The 25,902-nt window shown below is 48.2% G+C and carries 28 protein-coding genes; 24 read left to right on the forward strand and 4 right to left on the reverse strand.

Features of this window, described 5'->3' with window-relative positions:
• The first annotated feature begins 176 nt into the window (after positions 1–176).
• Entirely contained in the window at positions 177–398 is a 222-nt protein-coding gene (locus tag BM124_RS03345; RefSeq protein WP_093335252.1) for a hypothetical protein, read from the forward strand.
• 37 nt (positions 399–435) lie between these two features.
• Here the strand turns inward: BM124_RS03345 and BM124_RS03350 are convergent, their stop codons facing one another.
• Positions 436–585, reverse strand: coding sequence for a sporulation histidine kinase inhibitor Sda (locus BM124_RS03350; RefSeq protein ID WP_093335253.1), 150 nt, complete (start codon positions 583–585; stop codon positions 436–438).
• Positions 586–971: 386 nt separating this feature from the next.
• Here BM124_RS03350 and BM124_RS03355 point away from each other — a divergent pair, with 386 nt between their 5' ends.
• From BM124_RS03355 to BM124_RS03390, 8 genes are read left to right on the forward strand one after another with little or no spacing between them, the layout of a single operon-like run.
• On the forward strand, positions 972–1,490 hold the full coding sequence (locus BM124_RS03355) for a YqeG family HAD IIIA-type phosphatase (RefSeq protein WP_093335532.1): 519 nt from the start codon (positions 972–974) through the stop codon (positions 1,488–1,490).
• Positions 1,487–2,596, forward strand: coding sequence for a ribosome biogenesis GTPase YqeH (gene yqeH / locus BM124_RS03360; RefSeq protein WP_093335254.1), 1,110 nt, complete (start codon positions 1,487–1,489; stop codon positions 2,594–2,596). Before BM124_RS03355 ends, yqeH begins: the two co-directional genes overlap by 4 nt.
• Positions 2,596–3,450 carry a shikimate dehydrogenase gene (aroE, locus tag BM124_RS03365; protein WP_093335255.1) on the forward strand — a complete coding sequence of 285 codons (855 nt, stop codon included), beginning with the start codon at positions 2,596–2,598 and terminating at the stop codon, positions 3,448–3,450. The genes yqeH and aroE overlap by 1 nt, the downstream gene beginning before the upstream one ends.
• A gap of 1 nt (position 3,451) precedes the next feature.
• Positions 3,452–3,745 (forward strand): ribosome assembly RNA-binding protein YhbY, encoded by a 294-nt coding sequence (gene yhbY / locus BM124_RS03370; RefSeq protein WP_093335256.1) that lies wholly within the window; start codon positions 3,452–3,454, stop codon positions 3,743–3,745.
• Positions 3,746–3,759: 14 nt separating this feature from the next.
• Positions 3,760–4,347 carry a nicotinate-nucleotide adenylyltransferase gene (locus BM124_RS03375; RefSeq protein WP_093335257.1) on the forward strand — a complete coding sequence of 196 codons (588 nt, stop codon included), beginning with the start codon at positions 3,760–3,762 and terminating at the stop codon, positions 4,345–4,347.
• Positions 4,325–4,906 (forward strand): bis(5'-nucleosyl)-tetraphosphatase (symmetrical) YqeK, encoded by a 582-nt coding sequence (gene yqeK, locus BM124_RS03380; protein WP_093335258.1) that lies wholly within the window; start codon positions 4,325–4,327, stop codon positions 4,904–4,906. Before BM124_RS03375 ends, yqeK begins: the two co-directional genes overlap by 23 nt.
• Positions 4,907–5,260, forward strand: coding sequence for a ribosome silencing factor (rsfS, locus tag BM124_RS03385; protein ID WP_093335259.1), 354 nt, complete (start codon positions 4,907–4,909; stop codon positions 5,258–5,260).
• Between the two features lie 14 nt (positions 5,261–5,274).
• Positions 5,275–6,051 carry a class I SAM-dependent DNA methyltransferase gene (locus BM124_RS03390; RefSeq protein ID WP_093335260.1) on the forward strand — a complete coding sequence of 259 codons (777 nt, stop codon included), beginning with the start codon at positions 5,275–5,277 and terminating at the stop codon, positions 6,049–6,051.
• A gap of 9 nt (positions 6,052–6,060) precedes the next feature.
• Here the strand turns inward: BM124_RS03390 and comER are convergent, their stop codons facing one another.
• Entirely contained in the window at positions 6,061–6,888 is an 828-nt protein-coding gene (comER, locus tag BM124_RS03395) for a late competence protein ComER (RefSeq protein ID WP_170840936.1), read from the reverse strand.
• A gap of 102 nt (positions 6,889–6,990) precedes the next feature.
• On the opposite strand from comER, the gene BM124_RS03400 reads away from it, so the two are divergent.
• The 3 genes from BM124_RS03400 (at position 6,991) to BM124_RS03410 (ending at position 11,307) form a co-directional block, all read left to right on the forward strand.
• Positions 6,991–7,608, forward strand: a complete 618-nt coding sequence (locus BM124_RS03400; protein WP_093335262.1) for a helix-hairpin-helix domain-containing protein — start codon at positions 6,991–6,993, stop codon at positions 7,606–7,608.
• Positions 7,609–7,678: 70 nt separating this feature from the next.
• The gene (locus BM124_RS03405) at positions 7,679–8,977 is read left to right on the forward strand and encodes a homocysteine synthase (RefSeq protein ID WP_093335263.1); all 1,299 of its coding nucleotides are present in this window, start codon (positions 7,679–7,681) and stop codon (positions 8,975–8,977) included.
• Entirely contained in the window at positions 8,974–11,307 is a 2,334-nt protein-coding gene (locus BM124_RS03410; RefSeq protein ID WP_093335264.1) for a DNA internalization-related competence protein ComEC/Rec2, read from the forward strand. The genes BM124_RS03405 and BM124_RS03410 overlap by 4 nt, the downstream gene beginning before the upstream one ends.
• Before the next feature lie 128 nt (positions 11,308–11,435).
• Here the strand turns inward: BM124_RS03410 and BM124_RS03415 are convergent, their stop codons facing one another.
• Complete coding sequence (locus BM124_RS03415; RefSeq protein WP_093335265.1) at positions 11,436–11,573, reverse strand: YqzM family protein; 138 nt, start codon at positions 11,571–11,573, stop codon at positions 11,436–11,438.
• A 332-nt stretch (positions 11,574–11,905) separates the two neighbouring features.
• On the opposite strand from BM124_RS03415, the gene holA reads away from it, so the two are divergent.
• Positions 11,906–12,925, forward strand: coding sequence for a DNA polymerase III subunit delta (gene holA, locus BM124_RS03420; protein WP_093335266.1), 1,020 nt, complete (start codon positions 11,906–11,908; stop codon positions 12,923–12,925).
• 33 nt (positions 12,926–12,958) lie between these two features.
• Here holA and rpsT read toward each other — a convergent pair whose 3' ends face one another.
• Positions 12,959–13,225 (reverse strand): 30S ribosomal protein S20, encoded by a 267-nt coding sequence (gene rpsT, locus BM124_RS03425; protein ID WP_093335267.1) that lies wholly within the window; start codon positions 13,223–13,225, stop codon positions 12,959–12,961.
• Between the two features lie 164 nt (positions 13,226–13,389).
• Here rpsT and gpr point away from each other — a divergent pair, with 164 nt between their 5' ends.
• The 11 genes from gpr to BM124_RS03480 all read left to right on the forward strand — a co-directional run bounded on the left by gpr (position 13,390) and on the right by BM124_RS03480 (position 25,899).
• Entirely contained in the window at positions 13,390–14,499 is a 1,110-nt protein-coding gene (gene gpr, locus BM124_RS03430; RefSeq protein ID WP_093335268.1) for a GPR endopeptidase, read from the forward strand.
• Positions 14,500–14,606: 107 nt separating this feature from the next.
• Positions 14,607–15,752: a stage II sporulation protein P gene (gene spoIIP / locus BM124_RS03435; RefSeq protein WP_093335269.1), complete on the forward strand. Its 1,146-nt coding sequence runs from the start codon at positions 14,607–14,609 to the stop codon at positions 15,750–15,752.
• Positions 15,749–16,057: a hypothetical protein gene (locus BM124_RS03440; RefSeq protein ID WP_212634933.1), complete on the forward strand. Its 309-nt coding sequence runs from the start codon at positions 15,749–15,751 to the stop codon at positions 16,055–16,057. The genes spoIIP and BM124_RS03440 overlap by 4 nt, the downstream gene beginning before the upstream one ends.
• A gap of 99 nt (positions 16,058–16,156) precedes the next feature.
• Complete coding sequence (gene lepA, locus BM124_RS03445) at positions 16,157–17,983, forward strand: translation elongation factor 4 (protein WP_093335271.1); 1,827 nt, start codon at positions 16,157–16,159, stop codon at positions 17,981–17,983.
• Positions 17,980–19,152, forward strand: a complete 1,173-nt coding sequence (gene hemW, locus BM124_RS03450) for a radical SAM family heme chaperone HemW (protein WP_244504212.1) — start codon at positions 17,980–17,982, stop codon at positions 19,150–19,152. Before lepA ends, hemW begins: the two co-directional genes overlap by 4 nt.
• 122 nt (positions 19,153–19,274) lie before the next feature.
• Positions 19,275–20,309: a heat-inducible transcriptional repressor HrcA gene (hrcA, locus tag BM124_RS03455; RefSeq protein WP_093335272.1), complete on the forward strand. Its 1,035-nt coding sequence runs from the start codon at positions 19,275–19,277 to the stop codon at positions 20,307–20,309.
• 50 nt (positions 20,310–20,359) lie between these two features.
• Positions 20,360–20,947 (forward strand): nucleotide exchange factor GrpE, encoded by a 588-nt coding sequence (gene grpE, locus BM124_RS03460; RefSeq protein WP_093335273.1) that lies wholly within the window; start codon positions 20,360–20,362, stop codon positions 20,945–20,947.
• A gap of 36 nt (positions 20,948–20,983) precedes the next feature.
• Positions 20,984–22,822, forward strand: coding sequence for a molecular chaperone DnaK (dnaK, locus tag BM124_RS03465; RefSeq protein ID WP_093335274.1), 1,839 nt, complete (start codon positions 20,984–20,986; stop codon positions 22,820–22,822).
• Between the two features lie 210 nt (positions 22,823–23,032).
• The gene (gene dnaJ / locus BM124_RS03470) at positions 23,033–24,148 is read left to right on the forward strand and encodes a molecular chaperone DnaJ (RefSeq protein WP_093335275.1); all 1,116 of its coding nucleotides are present in this window, start codon (positions 23,033–23,035) and stop codon (positions 24,146–24,148) included.
• 40 nt (positions 24,149–24,188) lie between these two features.
• The gene (gene prmA / locus BM124_RS03475) at positions 24,189–25,151 is read left to right on the forward strand and encodes a 50S ribosomal protein L11 methyltransferase (RefSeq protein WP_170840937.1); all 963 of its coding nucleotides are present in this window, start codon (positions 24,189–24,191) and stop codon (positions 25,149–25,151) included.
• Entirely contained in the window at positions 25,144–25,899 is a 756-nt protein-coding gene (locus BM124_RS03480; RefSeq protein WP_093335276.1) for an RsmE family RNA methyltransferase, read from the forward strand. The genes prmA and BM124_RS03480 overlap by 8 nt, the downstream gene beginning before the upstream one ends.
• The last annotated feature ends 3 nt before the right edge of the window (positions 25,900–25,902 follow it).

A 25,902-nucleotide genomic window follows, 5' to 3' on the forward strand; every position in this document is an offset into this window, starting at 1 on the left:
GCTGCAAATTCTTTTCACATTATAACTTATATTCAACAGCCGTGCATCTGTCAGCATCTGTTTTTAAAGGGAAACGGGCACTACTGATAAATAGGTAGAAACATGAAAATAAAAATTTTGTGAATGAAAAAACGCCATTCGGTTCATAGTAATAAAAAAAAGAAAAGGAGCACACCATGAAGCAGACTCATCTTTTTCAGGGGGGCGTGTTTTTTCTTCTGTTTCTCTTTATTCTGGCCGGAGGCTGGATGGCTGACCTTTATGTTGAACAAAAACGGATGGAAGCATTCTACACGTACCCGGAAAATTCACAGACCCTGTTATTGTCCGACGAAACTGTCGAAAAAGACACGTTTGCGCCGAGAGAGTACGTAAAAATAAAAAGCCTTTCCGGATAAAATAAACACCGGAAAGGCTTTTTCTGTTCATCTACCGCTACATCGTAATAACTGGTTTCATGCATTTTTCCTGAAGCGAGCGGTTTTTGATTTCCTGTTCAAGCACTGAAATAAAGTCATCATTTAATTGAAGACGCAGGGCTTTTTCATACGCTTCAATCAACAATTCATCCGATAACTGTTTCATAAGAGGGCACGACACCTCCTTGACGGTCTTCCTGTTATTACAACCTGGGTACACGGTCTGCGGGTTGCGCGCAGGTATTTTCCATCAGGAATTTCCAGCGTAATGTAGAAATAGTGTACCATGATGCTGTTGTAAGAACAACCGTTCGTTTTATCCACAGATGCAGTGGATAAGTTGTTTATAATAACTGCGTAACACCTGAAAACCCTTCCTGCTTCAATTTTTTTTATAATAAGAAAGTTATCCACATACGTGCTGGTTCAAAATAATGTCGAAAACTTTTCCAGGGGCGGGTATCGTTTGAAAAAAAACTTTTTTAACGATATACTTTCCATTTAGCAGGTGTTTGTACGGAAAAATTGAGAGGTAAAAGGGTGTACACCGTGATTAAACAATTCATGCCCAATGAGTATCTGTCTTCGGTTTTCGAGTTGAATCTTGAAGATTTAAGCGAAAGGCGGATCAAAGGGATTATTACTGATCTCGATAATACGCTGGTGGAATGGGACCGTCCGGAAGCAACACCGGAACTGCTGGACTGGATGTATTTTGTGAAACAGCAGGGTTTTCACGTCACCATTGTATCTAATAATAATAAAGAAAGAGTCAGTTCTTTTTCGGAGCCGACCGGCATTCAGTTTATCCATTCGGCTAAAAAACCGATGGGTCATGCGTTTCGGAAAGCGTGTCGGAAAATGGGGCTGAAAAAAAATGAGGTAGTGGTGATCGGCGACCAGGTGTTGACGGATGTATATGGTGGAAACCGGGCCGGATTTTATACGGTGCTGGTTGTGCCGATGAGCAAAAGCGACGGACTCTGGACGAAAATCAACCGCAGTCTGGAACGTTTGGTATTACGCCGACTCAAGGAAAAAGGATTGATACAGTGGGAGGAATCAAAGTGAAGGAAGACAAGCTTATATGTCCCGGCTGCGGGGCGGAGATTCAGACCGAAGCCCCGGAAAAACCGGGATACGTGCCTCCGGCAGCGCTGAACAGGGAAGTAGTCGTCTGCATGCGCTGCTTTCGTCTGAAGCATTACAATGAGGTGCAGGAGGTTCCACTCCGAAAAACGGATTTTACGAATCAACTTCATGATCTGGCTAAAGAGAACGCCCTGATTGTAAAAATCGTCGATGCGTTTGACTTTGAAGGAAGCTGGATCCCTGGATTTCAGCGCTATATCGGACAAAATGACGTGCTGCTTCTTGTCAACAAAATGGATCTGCTGCCAAAATCCATTAATGAAAACCGGCTGAAAGACTGGATCCGCAGAGAGGCGAAAGAGCAGGGATTGAAACCGGCAGGTATTATGTTGATGAGCGCGGAAAAAAAACAGAGTGTGGAGGAAGCAGCTGCCAAAATGGATGAATTGCGCGGCGGTAAGGATGTCTATATTACAGGCTGCACCAATGTAGGGAAATCAACGTTTATCAATGCTCTCATTGAAGCGTTCGGCGGAGATGAAGAACAGCATATTACGGCTTCCGGTTATCCCGGCACGACCCTTGATTTAATTGATATCCCGCTTGATGACGGCCGCAGCATGTATGATACACCGGGTATTATTAACGAGCGGCAGATGGCGCACTATATAAGCCGGAGCGATTTAAAAGCCTTGACCCCGTCGAGGGAAATCAAGCCCAGAATTTATCAGCTTGAAGAAAAGCAGACGCTGTTTATTGCCGGACTGGCCAGAATGGATTTCGAGGAAGGCAGTAAAAATTCCTTTGTCGTCTATGTGAACAACGACCTGCTCATCCACCGGACGAAACTGGATAACGCTGATTCATTGTACGAAAATCATAAAGGAGAAATGCTGTCTCCGCCTGGAACCGAAACACTAAAAGAAATGCCGGCGTTAACGAGACATACTTTTCATATAAAACAGCCGAAAATGGATATCGTCATTTCCGGACTTGGATGGATTACGGTCGTTGAACCAGATGCGGTCGTGACCGTTTATGCACCGGAAGGAACAGGTGTCACGATAAGGGAGGCGGTGATTTAATGAGCCGTTTGTTACATGCTGAAAAGATGTATGGAGTGATCGGTCATCCGGTCGGCCATTCCCTGTCACCGCTCATGCATAATGACCAGTTTCAGCACCAGAGTCTGCCCGCGTTTTATCATGCCTTTGATGTGATGCCGGAGTATCTTGGTGATGCCCTGCAGGGACTGAAAGCTCTCGGTGTTTCAGGATTTAACGTCACCGTTCCGCACAAAATCGAAGTAATGCAGTATCTGGACGGACTGGATGAAGAAGCACGTTTAATCGGAGCGGTGAACACTATAGTAAAGGAAGAAAAGGGATGGATCGGTTACAATACAGATGGTGATGGCTACGTTCAGTCGCTGTTGTCAAAGGTCGGTAGTGCGCTTCCTGATTCCAACATACTGGTGATTGGCGCTGGTGGAGCGGCTCGTGCTGTAATAAGCGCCTTGACCGGCCACAAAGCGGAGCAGGTGACGATTACAAACCGAACCTTCTCAAAAGCGGAGGCACTGCAGGAACGAATGGCAGAAAGAGCCGCTGTCTGTGCCCTTCCAACCCAGCAGGCGGAAAAAGAAACGCCGTCTTTTGATATTATTATTAATACGACGTCTGTCGGTATGTCTCCGCAGACCGACCGTATGCCGTGGCCTGTGGACGGCCTAAAGCCGGGTTGTGTCGTGAGCGATCTTATTTACAACCCGCTGAAGACGAAATGGCTCCAGGAAGCCCAAAAAAGAGGGGCGGACATTCTGAACGGTACGGGAATGTTTGTCGGACAGGGAGCCATTGCTTTTGAGAAATGGACAGGAATACAGCCGGATACCAAACGAATGCATAATGTTGTGATGAAACAGCTTGGAGGGAATTAATATGTTGACAGGGAAGCAGAAACGATTTTTAAGAAAGCAGGCGCACGGGCTTAAGCCTGTATTTCAAATCGGCAAGGCCGGTATAACCGATAATCTTGTGAAACAGACGGCGGATGCGCTCGAAGCCAGAGAACTTATTAAAATTAATATGCTTCAAAATTGTATGGAAGATAAACATGATGCTTCCGATTCGCTTGCAGAAGGAGCAGGGGCAGACGTGGTGCAGGTTATCGGAAACACGATTGTTCTGTACAGGGAATCAAGCGAAAATAAAACGATTGAACTGCCGTCCTAGAAGGGATTTATGTTATGAAGAAAAAAATCGGTCTGCTTGGCGGGACGTTTGATCCGCCGCATCATGCGCATCTTATTATCGCCCAGGAAGCTTTGACCATCCTGGAGCTGGATGAAGTATGGTTTATCCCGGTGTATTCACCGCCTCATAAGTCCCGGGATGATATGGCCGGCCCCGGAGAGAGGCTGCAGATGACAAAACTTGCCGCAGAGGGAAACCCCCATTTTTTCACCTCTACTGTTGAACTGGACCGTAAAGGCCCCTCCTACACGCTGGACACGGTAAAACGGCTCAACGAAGAGTATCCCGGTACCGACTTTTATTTCATTGTCGGAGGAGATATGGCCGCCGGTCTTTCATCCTGGAAGAATATTGAGGAATTAATGCAGCGTGTCACTTTCGCAGTTATTGACCGTCCCGGCTGGTCCGCTCCCGTAAGCGGGGACAGCATGTGTCATATTGAAGTTCCTTCCATGGATATTTCATCGACAATGATCAGAGAAAGAATCCAGCAAGGCAGAAATACCAGATATTATCTCCCTGACCCTGTACGGACTTTTATTAAGGAGAATAAGTTGTATGAACAGAAAAGAAGCACTTGAAATGGTAAAGCCTCATTTGACAGAGCACCGCTATACGCATACATTGGGGGTAAGAGATACGGCGCTTACCTTGGCTGAAAAGATGGGGGCCGATCAGGACAAAGCGGAAATAGCAGCTATATTTCACGACTATGCCAAATTCCGCTCTAAAGACGAGATGCGCGGTATTATTAAAGAGCAGCAGTTGGATGAGGATTTCATTCATTACGGTGATGAGCTTCTTCACGCACCGGCCGGCGCCCATCTCGTGAAGAAAGAAATCGGCATTGCCGATGAAGAAATACTGTCTTCGATTTTTTGGCATACTACCGGAAGGCCGGAAATGTCCAATATGGAAAAAGTCATTTTTCTTGCCGACTATATAGAACCAAACCGTAAATTCCCCGGGGTGGAACAGGTAAGGGAAACAGCCGAGAAAGACATGGACGAAGCCATCCGGAACGCGCTTTCCAATACTGTTACCTTTTTACTTCAGAAAAACCAGCCAGTGTTCCCCGGAACACTAAAAGCCTACAACGATATAACGTTTAAAAAGCAGAAAAATAAAGGAGGAAAATGAATGGAAGGAAAAGAACTACTGGAACTGGCCGCAGGTGCTGCCGATGACAAGAAAGCCGAACAGCTCACGGCTCTTGATATGAGAGGTATCTCCCTGGTTGCGGATTATTTTCTGATTGCCCACGCGAATTCGCACAAGCAAGTACAGGCCATTGCCCAGGATATTAAAAAGCAGGCGCAGGAAGCTGGTAAAGATGTGAAGCGACTGGAAGGGTTCAATGAAGCAAAATGGATTCTCATCGATCTTGAAGATGTCATTATTCATTTATTCCATAAAGATGAACGCCCGTATTATAATCTTGAAAAATTGTGGGGAGACGCTTCCACGGTAGAACTGGAAACGGTATCCTCCTGAAAAGAGGCTGAAACATGGTGACTTATGCAGGCTTCGCCCAAGTTTATGACCACTTGATGGAAGAAGCCCCTTATGACGACTGGATCCGCTGGGTCAGCGGGCTCCTGAACATGGAAGATTCCCGGCCGGACAGCATTCTCGATGCGGGCTGTGGAACGGGAACCATCCTCCTTGATCTTCTTGAAAACGGATATGATGTTCAGGGACTGGACGCTTCTGTGGACATGCTTCACGTCGCAGAACAAAAAATCAAAAGCCGGGGGTTTACCCCTTCCTTTTATCATGAAGATATGCGTTCGTTTCGTCTCCCAAAAACTTACGATGCAGTGATTTCTTTTTGTGATTCGCTGAATTATGTGATAGAAGAAACAGACCTGCACCGTACATTCACCGCTTTTTATGAGCACTTGAACGATGGAGGAAACCTCGTTTTTGACGTGCATTCGACCGGATATGTGAAAGAAGTGCTCCAGGATTTCTCGTTTGCTGATGCAGCCGGTGATGCCGCCTACATATGGAATGTCATCCCAACAAACAGAGAGGCGGAGGTCCAGCATGACCTGTCGCTCTTTATCCACCGCGGCGGCAGCACCTATGAACGGTTTGACGAACGCCACCTGCAGCGCACGTTTCCTATTTCGACATATTGTGATGTGCTGGAAGCGTGCGGATTTGAAATCTGCGGCATTTACGGAGATTTCACCTGGAATGCACCGCAGGAAGATGCCGACCGTATTTTTTTTCATGCAAAAAAAGCTGTACAAAACCCCTCCCCCGGTATAAACTTATAAAAAAGCAGGTTATTCTTCTTCAAAGAGTACAGCCATTTCTTCTTTATCTTCTTCGTATTTTTGGTGGGTACGGCCTATCAGTTCTTCAAACATACCACCGCTGAATCTGCTCAGCACCTTCAGTCCTTCTCCCGTTACACCACCTGGTACATTCACTTTTTGGCATAGTTCCGGCAGGCTGTAGTGTTTTTCGGAAAGCAGCCGGCCGTATGCCGTCATCATTTTTTCCGCCAGCATTTCTGCATCATTGTATTCAATCTCTGTCTCTTCCGCTGCCGCATCAATGAAACACTGCAGAAGATAGCTCATAAATGCCGGACCGCAGCTTATGATATCACTGGATACCCGCAGCGTTCTGTCGGTGACCGGGACAGGGTCACTGAATGTTGTGAGCCACTGCCGGAACACCTCTTTTTCTTTTTCCGTCCAATGACTGCCGAAGGTTAAGAGCAGCGGCGCGGTTCCCGTTTTATTCGCGATGGTGGGAACGGTGCGCACGACTCTCCGGGCCGGAAGACGCTCAAGGTCTTCAAGAAGTACCGGGCTGGTGATGGTGGCGAGGATATGTTCCATCGTCAGGTATTTTTTCAGTTCGTTCAGAAGCGGACCGTATTGTTTCGGCCGCACACAAATGAAAACCAGATCCGTGCAGGCGAGCAGTTCTTTAATGCTCCCGGCTGCATGAACGAGTGGGTATGATGCCTGAAAATCACGGTTCCGTTCGTTTGTCCGGTTGTAAATGTATAAGTTCTCCGGCGGCACACTGCTTTGCTGCAGCAAAACGTCAGCAAGCATTCCACCCATGTTTCCGGTGCCGATCAATCCTATATTCTCCATGTTGATCCCTCCTGTTCGTAAACTTCCGCAGTCATTCTGCTTTCCCATCCTATGCGACAAATCTCTTGACTATTCCGCAAAAAATCGAATGAGGTGAAGACTATGGACCGGAATATGATGTATATGATTACAGCAGGAGGCGCTGCTGTCCTTGTACTGCTCGTTTTTCTTTTTCTTTTGTTGTTTGACAAAAACGGGGGCGAAGAAGACACAGAGAGTCAGGATGTGTTCTGGGATGAAGAAGCGGCAGAACCAAAAGATTCAAAGACGTCCGGGGAAAAAGAAATGGCTGAAGGCCCGGTACACGTCGTTATTGATGTGAAGGGGGCGGTGAGAGAACCAGGTGTGTACGAACTGAAAGAGGGACAACGTGTGATAGACGCCATTGATGCGGCAGGAGGTATGATGGAGGAGGCAGATCCTGCAGCAGTGAATTTTGCTGAAAAACTGCATGACGCCATGGTTGTCCGTGTTCCGGAAGAAGGAGAAAATGTTTCTGCAGCGGGATCGGGAGAGGGGGAAAGTGAAAAAGTCCGCATCAACTACGCGGAGGCTGAAGAGCTTGAAGCGCTGCCAGGAATAGGTCCGGCTAAAGCAGCGGCGATTATGGCCTACAGGGAAGAAAAGGGCTTCTTCGAAAAAGCGGAGGATCTGCTGAATGTATCCGGCATCGGCGAGGCATCACTGGAGCAAATGAAAGAGAGTCTGTCCTTTCATTAATCATAATACGTTTTAACTATGTGAATATTTTGATAATATAAAGAGGAACCATAATACGAAAGGGGACATAATAGTGAACGGAGAACAATGGAATCTGGAAACAAAAGCAGTCCATGCCGGCCAGGAAGCAGACCCAACAACCCATGCACGGGCGGTGCCGATTTATCAGACGACCTCTTATGAATTCAAAGACACCGACCAGGCGGCCAATTTGTTTTCCCTGTCGGAGTTCGGGAATATTTATACAAGAATCATGAATCCCACCCAGGACGTGTTTGAAAAACGGATGGCTGAGCTCGAAGGCGGCGTCGGGGCTCTTGCGGCTGCCAGCGGAAGTTCCGCTATCCAGCTCGCAGTGCTCAATATCTGCGGAGCAGGAGATGAAATAGTCGCCTCCAGCGGACTCTACGGCGGCACGTACAATATGTTTGTACATACCCTGCCCAAGTTCGGAATAACCGTTCATCTTGTGGATGGCACCAAGCCTGAAGCGTTTGCCGAAAAAATCAATGATAAGACAAAACTCGTCTTCGGCGAAATGATCGGCAACCCGAACGGGGAAGTGTTTGATATTAAAGCAGCAGCAGATGTCGCCCATTCCCATGACCTTCCTTTGATCGTGGACGCAACGGTTGTTACCCCTGCCCTCTGCCGTCCGTTTGATTACGGAGCTGATATCGTTGTACATTCGGCAACGAAATTTATCGGAGGCCATGGAACGACGCTTGGAGGTGTGATTGTAGACAGCGGACAGTTCAACTGGAACAACGGTAAGTTTCCGGAACTGAGCGAACCCGATCCAAGTTATCACGGTGTTGTGTATACCGAAGCTGTGGGAGAATCAGCGTACATTATTAAAGCACGTGTACAGTTGATGCGCGATCTCGGACCGGCGCTTGCGCCGATGAATTCTTTTCTGCTTCTGCAGGGGTTGGAGACGCTTCACCTGCGCATGGAACGCCACTGTGAAAACGCGGAGAAAATCGTTCATTATCTTGAAAACAGTCCTCACGTGGAGTGGGTGAACTACCCGGGGCAGCCGTCTCATCCAACGTTTGACAAAGCGGAAAAATACCTTCCTAAAGGTAAAGGCGCCATTCTTACATTCGGCATTAAAGGAGGAGTAGAAGAAGGGAAGGCCTTTATCAACGCCTGCCGTCTTCTTTCCCACGTGGCCAACATCGGGGACGCCAAGACGCTGGTCATTCATCCGGGAAGCACCACCCACCAGCAGCTGACCGAAGAAGACCAGAAAGCAGCCGGTCTTAGTCCGGATCTCATCCGGATTTCAGCCGGTATAGAGCATGCTGACGATATTATCGCAGATATTGAGCAGGCACTGGAAACAAGCCAGCAGAACAGGACGTGAAAAACGATACCGTGTGGTTTGTACTGAGTGGTGCAGCCGCCGTCCACCTCATCGTTTCACAAGAAATATGGGTGCTTGGAGCGGCGGCGTGCCCGCTCGTTCTTCTACTGGCAAGAAAGCGCGCTCTGCCGGCTGTTTTGCTGCTGCTTTTGTTCCTGCTGTTTTCCCTTCGAACGGTATGGGCGGAACATGCTCATGAGTCCTCTTTAATGGGAAAAGAATCCGTCATTCAGGGAACAATAGAAGAGGGACCGCACCGCGACGGCAGTCTTGTCCGCTATACACTTCAGATGATTAACCGCGAGAGAGTCCAGGTTCGTCTGATGCTTCAGGAGAAAACCGAAATACCTGTCTCTGCCGCGTACTCTCCAGGGCGTATATGTTCCATCCAGGGAACACTGCGCCGCCCTTCCAAAGCTTCCAACTTTCACGCGTTTGATTACCGGCAGTATTTAAAACAACAGCACACCTACTGGGAGATGAAAGTTGACTCTGTTAAAGACATTCGCTGCAGCGGGAGCAGTCGTACTCCTCCCCATGTATTAAAGACATGGCGGTATGACGGTATTCAGCATATTGATACGGTATTTCCGCAATCTTTGAGAGGTATCGCTGCGGCGCTTTTATTCGGGGAAAGGCATCTCTTGGACGCAGATACAGAAACCGATTATCAATCGCTTGGATTAATCCATCTTCTCGCCGTTTCCGGTCTTCATGTCGGTCTTCTTTCGGCGATGCTCTATTTTCTGCTGCTTAAAGCCGGTATGACAAGGGAGAAAGCGGAATGGATTCTGCTTATACTGCTTCCTATTTACGCTGTATCGGCCGGCGCCGCTCCGTCTGTCCTGCGTGCCGTCAGCATGGTATCGGCGTTTATTATCTGGAACAAAACAGGAAGAAAACGAATCGATCCTTTTTTCGTCCTCTGTTTTGCAGCGCTTCTTTTCTTATGGATCCATCCTTACTACCTCTATCATATCGGCTTTCAGTTGTCCTTTCTAATCAGTGCTTCTCTCCTTCTCTCCAGAACCATCCTGAGTCAAAAAAGTAAATGGAAAGCAGCTGTTTATGTGAGCGTTATTGCACAATGTGCCGGTCTTCCCATTATTTTGTATCATTTTTTTGAGTTTTCGTTTCTCAGTATTTTGCTCAACCTGGTATTCGTCCCCTTTATTTCTGTCATTGTTCTTCCGGGTGTTATCCTATTGTTTGTCCTCTCCTTTTTGAATACGTCTTTGTTTTCGGTGGCGGTGGTTCCATTAGAGGTATCCGTTTCGATGGTCCATCAGCTGCTTGCAGACGTCGGAAGCTGGAATGTGTTTACGTATACGAGCGGAAAACCAGCCCTTGTTGTAACCGGCATGCTGGCGGCTGCTGTTTATTTCTTTTTCCTTCGTCTCGAAGAAAAAAGATCGTACCGAAGGCTTCTTCTTCCGGTTTTGTTCGTCGCTGGTATCCTTACGTTCCAGAAAGTGCTGCCATACATGGACAGTCAGGGCCGTGTCACGATGCTTGATGTCGGGCAGGGGGACAGTTTCCTTGTGGAACTTCCGTATCGCAGGGCTGTATACCTGATAGATACAGGAGGCGTGCCGGAGTTTCCAAAGGAAGAGTGGAAAAAACGGGAGGCGCCGTACGATCCCGGGGAAGATGTTGTCGTACCGTTTTTAAAGGCCGAGGGGATAACAAAGCTTGATAAATTGATTATTACGCATGGAGACATCGATCACTACGGGGGAGCCCGGGCAGTAATTGAAGATATGGAAGTAAAAGAAGTGCTGTACGGGAAGGGCGGGGATTTTAAAAAAGCGGAATCCGCGTTTTTACACGGCATATGGAAACGGGACATCCCTGTTGTGCCAGTGAAGCAGGGCATGGCCTGGGATGAAGCGGGAGGTTCGTTTCAGGTACTCGCGCCACACGGGGATGAACCGGCAGGCAACGAGCGTTCCATTGTGCTTCAGGCGGAGCTTGGGGACAGAAAGTGGCTGTTCACCGGTGATATAGGACGGGAAGGGGAAGAAGAACTGCTTTCTGACTTTCCGGATATAGAAGCGGATATTCTGAAAGTCGGACACCATGGCAGCCGCACGTCCAGCTCCCCGTCCTTTATCGAAGAGCTGGGAATCAAAGCAGCTCTTATCTCCGCAGGACGCTGCAACCGATTCGGTCATCCCCATGAAGAAACACTGAAAACGCTGGAAACAGCAGGAGCACAGATTCACCAGACAGATGAAGCGGGGGCTGTGCAGATTTCGTTCACAAAAGATGGTATCCAATCGCTCCGTACGGCACTGCCGGCCGCTGAACCAAACTGTGAAGAAAGCTGAAAAGCAGCAGAATGCCGGAAAAGAAAAGCTGTCCCCGGATAGACGGGGCAGCTTTTCCTGCGGCGGAATATGAAGCGGGATATAGAGATCCGAGAGAGATCAATACGCACTTTTCGTTATTTTTCGTATTAAAATCCACCTGCTGTTTCAATAACTGTAGCTATTACCATAATTAAAGTGAAAAAAGCAAAAGGCACAACGAAACCGACGACAGAGTCGATCAGGTCATTACGTTTACTCTGTACGTCCCTTTCAAATTCATTCATGACCGATTCCCTCCTTACGCATACACTTCTATTATTATTATAGGACAAGTACAGAAAAAAATCTATATCCGCTGTACGATTCAGTTGGGTCGGGGAAGGATGACCCTGCCGCAGCTGTAAACAGTTGTCACCTATAACCCGCATAGACATAGGATAAACTAAAAAATGAACCCCGGTTATCGTTGATAAAAAGTTGTCCTAGGCCTTTTTATCAACGTTTATAATAAATGGAAAGTGCCATGCGTGCACTTTCCTTTTCCTTCCTTGTTGCGAAAAAAAACGAAGAAGCATAAGATGGAAAGAAACGAACATTCTATAGGGGTGCTGCATGGATGGACTACATTCCGCTGTTGAACGACATTGAAAATCAAAACATTGCGCCGCTTTACTTATTATATGGCACAGAGGCGTACTTCATAACGAATATTATCGAAAAAATAACGGCAAACACACTTGCCGAAGAAGAGCGGGACTTTAATCATTCCGTTTATGATATGAGGGAAGTCCCCGTAGAGACAGCTCTGGAAGAAGGAGAAACACTTCCCTTTTTTGGAGCGGGGCGGGTTGTTGTGCTGAAAAACTGCTATTTCTTAACAGGGTCAAAAGAGAAAGAAAAAGTGGACCATAACCTCTCCTATCTTGAAGAATACATCGACAACCCCCCGCAGGAAACCGTCATGATTTTCACCGCACCGTATGAGAAGCTTGATGAGCGGAAAAAAATTGTCAAAAAGCTGAAAAAGCAGGGAGTTTTTCTGCAGGCTTCTTCCTTCGATGAAAAAAATATGGATGAATGGATCGATCGCTTCTGCCAAACAAGAGATGTGTCCATAACATCCGGAGCGAAAGAGAAAATGATGCAGCTGGCCGGGAAAGATATGTTGATGCTCTCTTCAGAGATGGATAAACTGAATCTGTATGCCGGGGAGCAAAGGCAGATTACAGAAGAGATGGTGGAGGAACTGGTGCCGCGCAATCTCGAGGACAACGTGTTTGAATTGGTGGACCATGTCGTGCACGGGCGGGCGGAGCATGCGTTTCGTATTTACTATGATCTGATGAAACAAAATGAAGAACCGATTAAGATCCTGACCCTTCTCGCCAGGCAGTTCCGAATGATTCTGCACGTGTCTCAATTAAAAAAGACGGGCTACTCCCGTCAGAAAATGGCGTCGAGACTTAAAGTACATCCTTATGCCGTGAAAGTGGCAGAGGAACAGAGCAGAACTTATACAGAGCCAAAGCTGAAAGAGGTGCTTCAGAGGCTGGCGGAAGCGGATGAACGGATAAAAACGGGGAAAATGGACAAATACCTGCAGCTGGAACTCAGTATCGCCGGGCTGGCAGCATAAAAAAACGACTCTGCAGAGGAGTCGTTTTCTTTATTACTGCGCGATTTCGTTGAAACGCTGGTTCATTTTTGACTTGGCTCTTGCGGCTGTGTTCTTATGAATGATCTTTTTGTCCGCAGCTTTGTCCACTTTTTTCGTAGCCAGCGAAAGAAGTTCTTTGGCACCTTCTACGTCCCTGTTGTCCGCCTTCTTGTTGAATTCCTTGATGGCACTGCGCATAGCTGACTTAAAGGCATGCTGTTTGACACGCTGTGATTCATTAACAATCACACGTTTTTTCGCTTGTTTAATGTTCGGCATGATGTCACCTCCCTTGTTTTGTTCCATTTTGCGATTTCTGCAGAGAATGAAACACAAAGGGATTCTATCAAAAAACAGATAGACGTGCAAGACGAATAACAAGCTGATTTAGGTACATACTACATAACAAGGAGTCAGCATGATAGGGAAAGCAGGTGGATGAGATGGAACTGGATATGTCTTCGTACAATGTGCGCACGGATTTGGCAGTGGAAGAAAAAGAACTGCTGGAAGAACGGGAGCTGCAGCGCACTTCCAAACAAGACGTTGATACCGGTATCCGGGTTCACGAAAAAGAAGAAGACGGCGTTACGATTACGAAAGTGACGATTACCGAAACAGGTGCAGAAAACACAGGCAAAGAAGCAGGAGAGTATTTGACCTTTGAAGCGCAGGGGGTCCGCAAACAGGATACGAAGCTGCAGCAGGCTATGGAAGCTGTACTGGCCCGGGAATTTGCGCACTTTTTAAAAAGGCTCGGCATCAAAAAGGAATCTTCCTGCTTGATTACAGGCCTTGGTAATTGGAATGTTACCCCGGATGCTCTCGGTCCTATGGTTGTAGACAAGCTTGTTATTACCCGCCATCTTTTCAAGGAAGCGCCGGAGCAGGTGGAAAATGGTTTTCGTCCGGTCAGCGCTTTTTCTCCTGGTGTAATGGGACTTACCGGGGTGGAAACAAGTGAGCTTATTTCGGCAGCGGTGGAGAAAACCAAACCGGATTTTGTCATAGCCATCGACGCCCTTGCTTCGCGTTCCATAGAACGGGTGAATACAACTATTCAGATGTCGGATACCGGCATTCATCCCGGTTCGGGTGTTGGCAATCAAAGACGCGAGTTAAGCAGGAGAACGCTTGGCATTCCGGTCATTGCGATCGGTATACCGACCGTCGTGGATGCGGTGACCATCACGAGCGACACTATCGATTTTATGCTGAAGCACCTCGGCAGGGAGATGAAAGAAAAAGACGCGCCGGGGGATGCACTGGCGCCTGCTGGTATGGTCTTTGGAGAAAGAAAAGAACTTCACGACGAAGACCTCCCCGCTGACGACGAACGCCGGGCTGTGTTTGGTATGGTAGGCGGGCTGAAAGAACAGGAGAAAAGGCAGCTTATTCAGGAAGTTCTCGCTCCGCTGGGTCACAACCTCATGGTCACCCCGAAAGAAGTCGATGTATTCATGGACAACATGGCCAACGTCGTCGCTGAAGGGCTGAACGCCGCCCTGCACGAAAGCATTTCCCAGGAAAGCACCGGAACATATACAAAATAAAAAAATCTGGATGCAGCTGTCTTCCATAGAAGGCAGCTTTTTCTTTCGTAATCCCCCGTTCTAATCTATCAGCTTTTTCTCATAGAGTAGAACAGGGAGGGAGCAGTATGTGGAACGAGGCAAACCGAAATGAGAAACGTAGTATAGGGACGAGCATCCGGAAATGGGCGGCAGGCATGGCGGGCGGACTGTTGTTTATGCTGTTTTTTATCACCATCCTCACATCCGGGGGACAGGATAATCTATTCTCTTCCAAAAAACTTCATGCGTGGAGCTCGGAGATTCAGCAAAATCTTCTTTTGCCAGCCTTTGTGTTTGAGAACCATTACTTTGAAAGTGCTGTTCCCGATGAAGAAGAAAGCAGACCGGTGCCGACCCTGATGTTTGAATTCTTGACGAGACTGGACTTTCATGAGCCGCGGACGATGCTTGGTATGGAAATACCGGGTTTCGCCCTGTTTGATGGAAATATTGTAGTAGCAGGAGAGGGAACGGATTTTACTACGATGCCGATAGAATCCGCGCCGCCTATGGAAGTGTTGATGAAAGAAAGAGAGGCGGCTGATGATAGACTTCAGGTGCTCGATACACAGGAAGAAACAGAAAACAATGACGCATCCGGCCCCGCTGTTGCCCACATTGTTCACTCCCACAGCCGTGAGTCGTATTACCCGGAGCTTGAGGAAGGGGCGGACAGCGCTTTTCATCAAGATGTGAACATTACCATGGTAGGAAAGCGTCTTGGAAAGGAACTAGAAGAAAGAGGGGTCCAGACGTTTGTGGACACAACCGATATAACACAAAGACTGCATCAAAAGGGATGGACGTTTCCGAGATCGTACGACGTATCCCGCACGGTCATTCAGAATGATAGAAAAGAACATCCGGAGCTGGAAATGTTTTTTGATCTGCACCGTGATTCCCAGCCGCGCGACATTACCACCGTAACCATAAACCAAGAGACAATGGCGAAGACGTTTTTCGTCATCGGAGAGAATCACCCTGACTATGAAAAAAATCTGGCCATGGCAAAAGATTTGAACAGGAGACTGGAAGCCTCTTATCCGGGACTTAGCAGAGGGGTGCTGACAAAAGGCGGGGGCGGTGTAAACGGACGGTATAATCAGGACCTTTCCAAGCAGTCTGTTCTCATTGAAATCGGCGGCGTTGAAAACACCCTCGAAGAAACGTACCGTACGACGGAGGCACTGGCGGAAGTGATCAGCTCCTATCATAAAGACACAAACAAATGAAAGGGTGGCGCGTGATGCGGATACTGACCATAATGCTGGCAGCAGCGGTATTTTTTCTTGTTGGGATGATGACAGGCATACATGTTTCCGAGCAGTACGAGCAGCCGCAGAACAGGCCTTCTTCCTCTGAATTTGAGCAAAAAGACACCGCGGCGGAAGTGGGTCAGAAAGGATCAGATACCACAGCAGAAATGCTTGAACAGCAGAAACGTCTGAAAGAGAAGCAGGAAATCAATGTCTTTTCCGACATCGGAAAAAGCCTGGATGTATTTGCGCCTGCTTCCGAGCCTTCCCGGGAATATTGAAGTGCAGGTTCCCTGTTGATATAATGAAAGTTAGTGTGAGTGAGCGGCAGCCTTTGATTGGAAAGGTGCAGTGTTATAATTAGCAGGAGTGATAATAGCATGAGTGAGGAAAACAGAGAAAGCAGACAGAAAAACATCCGGAACTTTTCGATTATAGCCCATATCGACCACGGAAAATCAACGCTTGCGGATCGCATTCTCGAAACGACCCGTTCGCTGCCGGAACGCGAAATGAAAAATCAGATGCTTGACGCTATGGACCTGGAGCGGGAGCGCGGTATTACCATTAAACTCAATTCAGTCCACTTAAAGTATACCCATACCGACGGGGAAGAGTATACGTTCCATCTTATAGATACACCGGGGCACGTCGACTTTTCCTATGAAGTGTCCCGCAGTCTGGCCGCCTGTGAGGGCGCACTTCTCGTTGTGGATGCCTCCCAGGGAATTGAAGCGCAGACGCTTGCGAACGTTTATCTGGCTGTGGATAACAATCTCGAAATTATACCTGTCATCAATAAAGTGGATCTGCCGAGTGCTGAACCGGAGCGGATCAAAAAAGAAATTGAAGATGTCATCGGGATCGATGCCTCCGATGCGGTATATGCCTCAGCCAAAAGCGGACTCGGAACAGATGAAGTATTAGCGCAGGTGATCGACAAAATACCGGCCCCTGCCGGAAAAAAGGAAAACCCGCTTCAGGCTCTGATTTTTGATTCGATATATGATACATACCGCGGGGTTATTTCCTATATCAGAATTGTGGAAGGCTCCATCCGTCCGGGTGACAAAATTAAAATGATGCAGACGGACAAAGAATTTGAAGTGGCCGAAGTCGGTGTATTCACTCCGAAACCGGTCGCAAGCAAAGAGTTGACCGTCGGTGATGTAGGCTTTTTAATCGCCAACATCAAAAACGTCAGTGATTCCAAAGTCGGCGATACCATTACGCATGTCAATCAGCCGGCGGCACAACCGCTTCCCGGCTATAAAACGATGAATCCAATGGTGTTCTGCGGCATGCACCCGGTGGATGCGAGCGACTACAGCGCACTCCGGGATGCCTTGGAGCGGCTTGAGCTGAACGACAGTTCCCTGCAGTTTGAAGCTGAAAGCTCCCAGGCACTCGGCTTTGGTTTCCGGTGCGGCTTTTTAGGTCTTCTGCACATGGAAATCATTCAGGAAAGAATTGAAAGAGAATATGGCATCAGCCTGATTACGACAGCGCCAAGCGTTATCTACCATGTGTATTTGACGGACGGAGAGCTTATCGAGATTGACAATCCTTCCAATATGCCGGATCAGCAGAAAATTGAGCTCGTCGAAGAGCCGTTTGTAAAGGCAACTGTTATGGTGCCGAATGATTTTGTCGGTGCCGTGATGGAACTCTGCCAGAAAAAACGCGGAGAGTTTACCGATATGCGCTATCTCGATGAAAACCGGGTGAATATCGTGTATTATCTCCCTCTTACCGAAATCGTGTATGACTTTTTCGATCAGTTGAAGTCCAATACGAAAGGGTATGCTTCTTTTGAGTATGAGTTCACCGGCTACAGAGAATCCAACCTCGTGAAAATGGATATCCTGCTAAATGGAGAGCCGGTGGATGCTCTTTCTGTTATTGTCCACCGGGATATGGCTTTTGAACGCGGCAAAGCGATTGTCGAAAAGCTGAAAGACCTGATTCCGCGTCAGCAGTTTGAAGTACCGGTGCAGGCAGCGATCGGAAACAACATCATCGCCCGTTCTACCATTAAAGCGATGCGCAAAAACGTACTTTCCAAATGTTACGGCGGGGACGTCACGAGAAAACGTAAACTTCTTGAGAAACAGAAAGAAGGAAAACGCCGCATGAAGAGTGTAGGTAAAGTAGAAGTACCGCAGGAAGCGTTTATGTCTGTCCTGCGGATGGATGATGACCAATGATGAACGTACAGAAAAAGGTACCTGCATCCCCTGCTTCGATATATGTCCATATTCCGTTTTGCCGGTATATCTGCTTTTACTGTGATTTTAATAAATTTTTTATTGAAAACCAGCCGGTGGATGATTATATTGAACAATTGGACCGGGAAATGAAGCGGGTTCTTCCGGAGACGGCGCCGGTGGATACGGTTTATGTCGGCGGAGGCACGCCGACGGCCCTGGCAATGGATCAGCTGCGCCGGGTACTCCGGGATGTAAAGAAACGAACGGACTCTTCCCGGCCGCTGCGTGAATTCTCGGTTGAAGTAAATCCAGGCGAAGCGGACCGGGCGAAATTGGACATGATGAAAGAAGAAGGAGTCACCCGGCTGAGCATTGGTGTCCAGACGTTTAATGACAGTCTTCTTCAAAAAATCGGGAGGGGTCACTCGGCGGCAGAGGCGGAAGAAACGGTCCGTCTGGCTAGAGAGTCCGGGTTTGACAATATTTCCATCGATTTAATGTTCGGCCTGCCGGAACAGACGATGGCCGACTGGAAAGATACAATCACCCGGGCTGTGCAACTGGATATTGACCATGTCTCTGCTTATTCATTGAAAATTGAAGAAAAAACGATGTTTTACAACTGGTACCGACAGGGTAAAATAAAGCCGCTTCCGGAAGATACGGAAGCGGATATGTACGAAGAACTGGAAGAAGCTCTTGCCGGCGCCGGGTTTTACGCCTATGAAATAAGTAATTTTGCAAAGCCGGGCAAAGAAAGTGAACATAACAAAACGTATTGGCGGAACGAGGAGTATTACGGCTTCGGCGCAGGAGCCCATGGGTACAAAGACGGTGTCCGGTATGCCAACCTCGGTCCGCTTCCCCACTACCTGAAGGCGGTGAAAGCAGGCAGTCATCCGGTAAAAGATACGCACGAAGTGTCGAGAACAGAGAACATCGAAGAGGAGATGTTTATGGGGCTGCGGATGAAAGAAGGAGTATCGGCTGAGCGTTTTAACCGTAAGTTCAACTGTTCCTATTATGATATTTACCCTCAGGCGCTGCAGGAATTGACCGCCGAAGGACTGCTGTATGATTCCGGAAGCGGTCTGCAGTTGACAGAGAAAGGGAAATTACTTGGTAATGAAGTGTTTGCCCGTTTTCTGCTGGATGAAGAAAGCTGAAAAAGCGCTTCTTCTCTACATGGAAAAACATGCTGTTTTATTGACAAACATCATCCCTTTTGATAACTTTACAATAGATTTAGCACTCGGATATCCGGAGTGCTAACAGAGGTGATGTTGTCATGCTGACAGACCGGCAGTTATTCATTTTACAGGCTATTGTAGATGATTATATTCAATCTGCGGAACCTGTCGGATCCCGTAGTCTATCGAAGCAGAGCGGCATGAGCTACAGCCCGGCGACGCTCCGCAATGAAATGGCGGACCTGGAGGAAATGGGCTTTCTGGAAAAACCGCATTCTTCCTCCGGTCGGATTCCATCGGAGCGGGGGTATCGTCACTATGTGGATCATCTGCTGCTGCCCCACCAGCTCTCAAACAGGGAAATTCATGACCTGCGGTCGTTGTTTGCCCGGAGAGTGATGGAAACGGAACAGGTTGTGAAACAGTCGGCGACGATATTGTCTGAATTAACGAGCTATGCTTCCATCGTACTCGGTCCTGAAATTTTCGAGTCGAAAATGAAGCAGGTGCAGATTATTCCGTTAAATGACCGGACCGCTGTAGCTATTCTCGTCACCGATACGGGACATGTCGAGAATCATACCGTTTCGCTTCCGGAGGCGCTGAACAGCAGTGATCTTGAAAAAATAGCAAACATCCTGAATGACCGTCTGCGCGGCGTTCCGCTGTACCAGCTGCAGAATAAGATTACAACGGAAGTAGCCGGGCTGCTGAGGCAGCACATTTCAAGTTATCGTGAGGCGTTGTTATTCACCGAAGAAACTCTTCAGAAAAGCAGTGAAGAAAAGGTCTACTACGGAGGAAAAGCAAATCTGCTTTCCCAGCCGGAGTTCAGGGACGTTGATAAAGTCCGTATGATTTTTGAACTGCTGGAAGAGGATCACACGATGCATGAACTTCTGAAGCCGGAACAGGGTGGATTAATGATACGGATTGGTCAGGAAAATGCGAATCAGGCATTTGAAGACTGCAGTATCATTTCCGCTTCTTATTCCTTTAACGGGAATCCGGTAGGAACCATCAGCATTGTTGGTCCGACAAGAATGGAATATCCACGGGTGATCGGTCTTATCGAGCATTTATCCAGGGATTTGTCGAAAGTATTGACAAACCTGTATACGGACCGCTCCTAGGATCACAGGTCGTTTTTTGGAAATAATTGTGCACAGCGGGAGGTGAACGTATGAAAGAGAATCATACTTCCACGGAAGAAGAGGCGAAGGAAGAAGAGCAGGCGGCATACGAAGACACCGCCGAGGCGGCTGATGCAGAAGAAGCGTCAGTAGAGCAGGAAGATACCGGTGAAGAAGAGCCGGTTGAGGAATCAGAGCTGGAAAAAGCACAGAGAGAGGCCGGCGAATGGCAGGAGAAAGCGCTGCGCGTTCAGGCCGATCTGGACAATGTGCGCCGGAGGGCAAAAGAAGATAAAGAACGGGATGCCAAATACAGGTCCCAGTCTGTTATTGAATCCCTTCTGCCGGTTCTTGACAATTTCGAACGTGCGCTCGATACTGCAGCGGACCAGGAAGAAGACAGTTCCCTGCTGCAGGGCGTTAACATGGTTTATTCCCAGTTATTCGAAGCGCTGCAGCAGGAAGGTCTGGAAATGATCCCGACCGAGGGCGAAACTTTTGACCCTCATCAGCACCAGGCGGTCATGCAGGTCGAAGAAGAAGGGTTTGAATCCAATCAGATTGTGGAAGAACTCCAAAAGGGTTACAAACTGAAAGATAAAGTCATCCGCCCTGCGATGGTAAAAGTGAATGCGTAAAAATTAGAAAAGGTATTATAGGAGGCTGACGAGACAATGAGCAGAATTATAGGAATCGACCTTGGTACAACCAACTCTTGCGTAGCGGTAATGGAAGGCGGTGAAGCACAGGTTATCCCGAACCCGGAAGGAAACCGCACGACTCCTTCTGTTGTAGCGTTTAAAGATGGAGAGCGTCAGGTCGGCGAAGTAGCCAAGCGTCAGGCGATTACGAACGAAAACACTATTCAGTCCATCAAGCGTTACATGGGAACGGACCACACTGTTGAAATCGAGGGAAAAACCTACACGCCGCAGGAAATTTCCGCTATCATTCTTCAGAAACTCAAAGATGATGCAGAAAGCTACCTCGGTGAAACAGTAACCAATGCCGTAATCACCGTTCCGGCCTACTTCAACGATTCTCAGCGCCAGGCTACAAAAGACGCCGGTAAAATTGCCGGTCTTGAAGTAGACCGCATCGTAAACGAACCGACGGCGGCTTCTCTTGCTTATGGCCTGGATAAAGAAGACGATCAGACCATTCTCGTTTACGACCTTGGCGGAGGTACGTTTGACGTATCGGTTCTTGAACTCGGCGACGGATTTTTTGAAGTGAAATCAACGTCCGGCGACAACAAACTGGGCGGGGACGATTTCGACCAGGTTATCATCGACTACCTCGTTTCTGAATTCAAAAAAGAAAACGGCATCGACCTGTCTCAGGACAACATGGCCGTGCAGCGTTTGAAAGATGCAGCGGAAAAAGCGAAAAAAGATCTTTCAGGTGTTGCCCAGACGCAAATTTCCCTGCCGTTTATTACTGCAGACCAAAACGGTCCGAAACATATGGAAATCAGTCTGAGCCGTGCGAAATTCGATGAACTTTCCTCCGATCTTGTGGAAAAAACGATGGGACCTGCCCGTCAGGCGCTAAATGACGCTGACATGAAAGCGACAGACATCGACAAAGTTATCCTTGTCGGCGGTTCGACCCGTATTCCGGCTGTACAGGAAGCCATCAAGAAATTAACCGGCAAAGATCCGCATAAAGGCGTCAATCCAGACGAAGTGGTTGCTCTTGGTGCGGCTATTCAGGCAGGCGTTCTCGCCGGTGACGTAAAAGACGTCGTCCTTCTTGACGTAACGCCGCTTTCCCTCGGTATTGAAACAATGGGCGGTGTGACAACCAAATTGATCGAGCGTAATACCACCATCCCGACCAGCCAGTCGCAGGTATTCTCCACCGCGGCCGACAACCAGCAGACCGTTGATATCCATGTGCTGCAGGGTGAGCGCGAAATGGCCGCCGATAACAAAACGCTCGGCCGCTTCCAGCTGAGTGATATTCCACCGGCTCCACGCGGTGTTCCGCAGATTGAAGTAACGTTTGATATCGACGCCAACGGTATTGTGAACGTACGTGCCAAAGATCTCGGCACAAACAAAGAGCAGTCCATCACCATCACGTCATCGTCCGGTCTTTCCGAAGAAGAAATTGAACAGATGGTTCAGGACGCCGAAGAGAACGCGGAAGCTGACAAAAAACGCAAAGAAGAAGTAGAAGTCCGTAACGAAGCGGACCAGCTCGTCTTCACAACAGAAAAGACACTGGAAGATCTCGGTGAGAGTGTAGATCAATCCGAAAAAGATAACGCTGAAGAAGCGAAGAACAAAGTGAAAGAAGCGCTTGAAGGTGAAGACATTGAAGCTGTACGGACAGCGAAAGATGAACTTCAGGAAATTGTTCAGCAGCTTTCCACAAAACTTTATGAGCAGGCAGCCGAGCAGGCGCAGCAGGCTCAGGATGATGGTGAAGCAGGCGGCAATTCAGGCGATGATGTCGTAGATGCGGATTACGAAGAGGTAGACGATAACGACAAAAACAACAAGTAATTTCCGCCCTTCTGCGCATCACCCCGGCAGAATGACGAAATAGAAAACAGTCTGGATGAGGAGTTGTCCCGAAAGAAAGGTTAAGCTGAGCTTTGCTTAGGGTCAGCTCCTTTCTTTTTTTGTGCCTCTCATTGGAGCGCTCTTGAAGAGAAGAAGACAGGAATGATAAGATAACTCTTATGGATTAGTGAACGGGAGTGAATGAAAACGATGAGTAAACGCGACTATTATGAAGTACTCGGCGTCAGCAGTGATGCCTCTGACGACGAAATAAAAAAGGCGTACCGGAAACTTGCCCGTCAGTATCACCCCGATGTGAACAGTGAAGAAGGCGCGGAAGAGAAATTTAAGGAAGTCAAAGAAGCCTATGACGTGCTGAGCGACTCCCAGAAGAAGGCAAACTATGACCGCTTTGGTCATTCCGAGCCCAATCAGGGATTCGGCGGAGGCGGTGCCGGAGATTTCGGCGGTTTCGGCGATATTTTCGATATGTTCTTCGGGGGCGGCGGCCGCCGGGATCCCAATGCGCCGCGCCAGGGTGCCGACCTGCAGTATACAATGACGCTCAGCTTTAAGGAAGCGGCATTCGGAAAAGAAACCGAAATTGAAATTCCCCGTGAAGAAGAATGCGAAACCTGTGATGGCAGCGGTGCGAAACCGGGAACAAGTCCGGAAACGTGTACCAAGTGCGGGGGAAGCGGCCAGCTGAATATAGAACAGAACACACCATTTGGCCGTGTTGTGAATAGACGCGCCTGCGACCGCTGTCAGGGAACCGGTCAGACCATAAAAGACAAATGTACTACCTGTAACGGACGCGGCAGCATAAAACGCAACAAAAAAATCAAAATCACGGTTCCGGCAGGTGTGGATTACGGCCAGCAGATCCGTGTTGCCGGTGAAGGCGAAGCAGGAGCCAACGGTGGTCCGCCCGGGGATCTATTTGTTGTATTCAATGTGCAGTCGCACGAGTTCTTTGACCGCGACGGCGACGATGTGTACTGTGAAATGCCGCTCACGTTCGCCCAGGCAGCTCTCGGTGATGAAATAGAAGTGCCGACGCTGCGCGGCAAGGTTAAGCTGAAGATTCCTGCAGGAACACAAACCGGAACCAACTTCCGTCTGCGTGGAAAAGGAATCCCGAATGTGCACGGCCGCGGCCAGGGAGATCAGCACGTGAAAGTGCAGCTCATCACACCGAAAAAACTGGATGAAAAACAAAAAGAGCTGATCCGGGAATTCTCTGAATTAAGTGGAGACGACCAGGTGGAAGAACAGCACCAGAATTTTTTTGAAAAAGTGAAACGCGCGTTTAAAGGTGACTAATAATGATCGGCAGAGTCTGAAAAAAATGGAGCTGGTGTGAGTGAAATGGCTGGAGTTTCGAATTCATACAACACAGGAAGCGGTTGAACCGATTTCCAATATCCTGCATGAAAGCGGAGCAAGCGGGGTTGTAATTGAGGACTCCAAAGATTTGTACCGTGACTGGGACGGATCCGAAGATGAAATCTACAACCTGAAAGGGTCGGAGTATCCCGAAGAAGGAGTAGTGCTTAAATCGTACTTTTCAGAAAGCAGCTTCGTCAGAGAAACATTGGAGGAAATTAAACAGTCCATTAACGATCTGCTGCTGCATGACATCGACATCGGACGAAACGAAGTGACAATTACCGAAGTGGAAGAAGAAGACTGGGCTCACGCCTGGAAGCAGTACTACAAGCCGGTAAAAGTGACAGATACTCTTACCATTACACCGTCGTGGGAACCGTATGTTCCTGAAAACAGCAATGAAAAGGTGATAGAACTGGATCCGGGTATGGCTTTTGGAACCGGGACCCATCCAACAACCGTTTTATGCCTCAGTGCTCTTGAACACGAAATCAAGGGTGGAGAAAAAGTCATCGATGTCGGCACCGGCTCCGGTGTGCTGGCTGTCGGCGCAGCCAAATTCGGAGCTGCCGGCGTAACCGCTCTTGACCTGGATCAGACAGCAGTGGAAGCTGCCCGGGAAAACACGGCGGTCAATCAGGTGGAAAACACAGTGACGGTCAAACAGAATAATTTATTGGATCACGAAACGCACCAGGCTGACATTATTGTTGCCAATATACTGGCTGATATTATCATTAGACTCACCTCCGATGCCTGGAAATCTTTGAAGCCGGGAGGTCTGTTCATTACTTCCGGCATTATTTCGGGGAAGAAGAAAGAGGTTATGGACAATCTGGAAAAAGAAAACTTTGAGATACTCCGTACGCAGGACCTGGAGGATTGGACGGCTGTGACAGCCGTAAAAAAACAGGAGCGGGAAGTCCGGGGTGGATGACGTGCAGCGATATTTTGTAGAACCTGAACAAATGTCTGAAGACGAGGTTGAGATTACCGGGGAAGATGTCAAGCATATAGACAAAGTGATGAGACTCCAGCCCGGCAGCCATATCGAATGCCTGAATAACCAGGGGCGCCGAACGCATTGCAAAATCCGGAGCGTAAATAAAGAGTCGATCGAAGCTGACATTATGCAGGATCTCGAAAACAGCCCGGAACTCCCGGTGTATGCTGCGGTTGCTCAGGCTCTGATTAAAGGGGACAACCTTGATTTAGTTGTGCAGAAGGGAACAGAGCTGGGAGTGGGCTCTTTTCTGCTGTTTGCAGCAGGTCGATCTGTGGTAAAATGGGATAGCAGTAAAGTGGAAAAGAAAGTCCAGCGGCTCCGTAAAATTGCCAAAGAAGCAGCGGAACAATCCGGAAGACTATATATTCCGGATGTTTCGTATTATCCCTCCACCGGGGACATGCTCGAGGCGGCCTCCATGTATAATACGTCCCTTTATCTGGATGAGGAAACAGCAAAAAACGGGAAACACGAGACACTAGCGGAGATTTTTTCTTCCCGTCCTCCTTCCATTCTGGCCGTAATCGGTCCGGAAGGCGGCATCAGTCCTGAAGAGGCCCAGACTTTTGATAAAAGCGGCTTCCGCCCTGTGAGCCTGGGACCGCGTATCTTGAGAAGTGAATCTGCTTCTCTTTATTTTCTATCCGCCCTTTCCTACCATTATGAAATATTGAGGTGAACA

Source organism: Salibacterium halotolerans (assembly GCF_900115625.1).
Taxonomy (GTDB): Bacteria; Bacillota; Bacilli; order Bacillales; family Marinococcaceae; genus Salibacterium; species Salibacterium halotolerans.

Coding starts and splice junctions, on each gene's coding strand:
- BM124_RS03345 (WP_093335252.1), top strand. CDS start 177: ATGAAGCAGACTCATCTTTTTCAGGGGGGCGTGTTTTTTCTTCTGTTT.
- BM124_RS03350 (WP_093335253.1), bottom strand. CDS start 585: ATGAAACAGTTATCGGATGAATTGTTGATTGAAGCGTATGAAAAAGCC.
- aroE (WP_093335255.1), top strand. CDS start 2,596: ATGAGCCGTTTGTTACATGCTGAAAAGATGTATGGAGTGATCGGTCAT.
- yhbY (WP_093335256.1), top strand. CDS start 3,452: ATGTTGACAGGGAAGCAGAAACGATTTTTAAGAAAGCAGGCGCACGGG.
- BM124_RS03375 (WP_093335257.1), top strand. CDS start 3,760: ATGAAGAAAAAAATCGGTCTGCTTGGCGGGACGTTTGATCCGCCGCAT.
- yqeK (WP_093335258.1), top strand. CDS start 4,325: ATGAACAGAAAAGAAGCACTTGAAATGGTAAAGCCTCATTTGACAGAG.
- rsfS (WP_093335259.1), top strand. CDS start 4,907: ATGGAAGGAAAAGAACTACTGGAACTGGCCGCAGGTGCTGCCGATGAC.
- BM124_RS03390 (WP_093335260.1), top strand. CDS start 5,275: ATGGTGACTTATGCAGGCTTCGCCCAAGTTTATGACCACTTGATGGAA.
- comER (WP_170840936.1), bottom strand. CDS start 6,888: ATGGAGAATATAGGATTGATCGGCACCGGAAACATGGGTGGAATGCTT.
- BM124_RS03400 (WP_093335262.1), top strand. CDS start 6,991: ATGGACCGGAATATGATGTATATGATTACAGCAGGAGGCGCTGCTGTC.
- BM124_RS03415 (WP_093335265.1), bottom strand. CDS start 11,573: ATGAATGAATTTGAAAGGGACGTACAGAGTAAACGTAATGACCTGATC.
- holA (WP_093335266.1), top strand. CDS start 11,906: ATGGACTACATTCCGCTGTTGAACGACATTGAAAATCAAAACATTGCG.
- rpsT (WP_093335267.1), bottom strand. CDS start 13,225: ATGCCGAACATTAAACAAGCGAAAAAACGTGTGATTGTTAATGAATCA.
- gpr (WP_093335268.1), top strand. CDS start 13,390: ATGGAACTGGATATGTCTTCGTACAATGTGCGCACGGATTTGGCAGTG.
- spoIIP (WP_093335269.1), top strand. CDS start 14,607: ATGTGGAACGAGGCAAACCGAAATGAGAAACGTAGTATAGGGACGAGC.
- BM124_RS03440 (WP_212634933.1), top strand. CDS start 15,749: ATGAAAGGGTGGCGCGTGATGCGGATACTGACCATAATGCTGGCAGCA.
- lepA (WP_093335271.1), top strand. CDS start 16,157: ATGAGTGAGGAAAACAGAGAAAGCAGACAGAAAAACATCCGGAACTTT.
- hemW (WP_244504212.1), top strand. CDS start 17,980: ATGATGAACGTACAGAAAAAGGTACCTGCATCCCCTGCTTCGATATAT.
- hrcA (WP_093335272.1), top strand. CDS start 19,275: ATGCTGACAGACCGGCAGTTATTCATTTTACAGGCTATTGTAGATGAT.
- grpE (WP_093335273.1), top strand. CDS start 20,360: ATGAAAGAGAATCATACTTCCACGGAAGAAGAGGCGAAGGAAGAAGAG.
- dnaK (WP_093335274.1), top strand. CDS start 20,984: ATGAGCAGAATTATAGGAATCGACCTTGGTACAACCAACTCTTGCGTA.
- dnaJ (WP_093335275.1), top strand. CDS start 23,033: ATGAGTAAACGCGACTATTATGAAGTACTCGGCGTCAGCAGTGATGCC.